Source organism: Oleiphilus sp. HI0125, from assembly GCF_001635355.1.
On record NZ_LWGF01000021.1, the window covers coordinates 1 to 1,179 of the forward strand.

The window sequence follows — 1,179 nt, forward strand, 5'->3', positions numbered from 1 at the left end:
GATTTTCTTATCTGCCATGTCTTACACTCTCATTATGCTCAATCACATCTGAGCAAATACCTACTCGTCGCGGTATTAGAAAGGAGGTTTGTTACAAGTATATGACAGGAAAAGCGCTTAAACGTTCATCAAGTCGCATAATCGAGTGCGATACCAACAAAAATGGCAAAACCCACCCAGTTATTGTTCAAAAATGCACGTAAACAATCGTCTTTATAACGTAAACGTATCAAATGTTGTTGGTATACCAACAGCACTGACGCGACGACAATGGACAAGAAATAGAAGCTTCCGAGATTTAACTGCTCGCCCAGCAAGCACATCGCAAGCACAAACAACACTTGAAGGCTCGCGATAATCGATCGGTCTGCATTACCGAACAGAATCGCTGTGGATTTCACTCCAATTTTCAGATCATCCTCACGATCCATCATCGCGTAAATTGTGTCGTAAGCGACAGTCCATAACAGCGTTGCTGTAAAAATTATCCAAGCAAGAGCCGGCACCTTTTCGATGACTGCTGCAAATGCCATAGGAATGGACCACGCAAACGCAGCACCAAGAAAGACTTGCGGCAAGAAGGTGTAACGCTTCATGAAAGGATAAATACACGCGAGGGCCAATGCACCAAAGGACCAAACAATCGCACTAGTGTTTAAACAAAGAACCAATAGCAAGGCTGAAAAACATAAGACGACGAAAAATATGATGGCATCTTTTAAACTCAACTCACCAGCAGCTAGAGGCCTAGCTTTAGTGCGCTCAACGTGGCCATCAATATTGCGATCTGCAATATCATTAATCACACAGCCTGCAGCGCGCATTGCGATCGCTCCAGAAACAAATACAAACAAATGAAGCGCTGAAGGCAAACCATCACTCGCAATCCATAAAGCCCACATAGCAGGCCATAACACTAAGAATGTACCAATGGGCTTATCAAACCGCGCCAAGCGCCATAATGCTGCCGGTTTACCTTCGAGTAGACCAGCTTGGGTCAGAACTTCTTTAAATTTATATCTTAGATTCAACATAGCTTAAGAGTGATGAATAACTGAGGTATGAAACTTTTCTGCCACTAGTAAGGGCTTGTTGTGTAAGCGAAACACAGAGCGCCGAGCGTAAGTTGGCTGATTACCCCCAGATGTTCTTGTTAGCTGAATAGCTTCGCGCTTCATT

At 43.9% G+C, this 1,179-nt stretch carries 2 protein-coding genes; both read right to left on the minus strand.

Annotation, left to right across the window (positions count from 1 at the left end):
- Positions 1-128: 128 nt before the first annotated feature.
- Positions 129-1,034, minus strand: a complete 906-nt coding sequence (gene ubiA, locus A3762_RS00615; protein WP_082868859.1) for a 4-hydroxybenzoate octaprenyltransferase — start codon at positions 1,032-1,034, stop codon at positions 129-131.
- Between the two features lie 3 nt (positions 1,035-1,037).
- Positions 1,038-1,178: a chorismate lyase gene (locus A3762_RS28715; RefSeq protein WP_156493091.1), complete on the minus strand. Its 141-nt coding sequence runs from the start codon at positions 1,176-1,178 to the stop codon at positions 1,038-1,040.
- Position 1,179 lies beyond the last annotated feature (1 nt).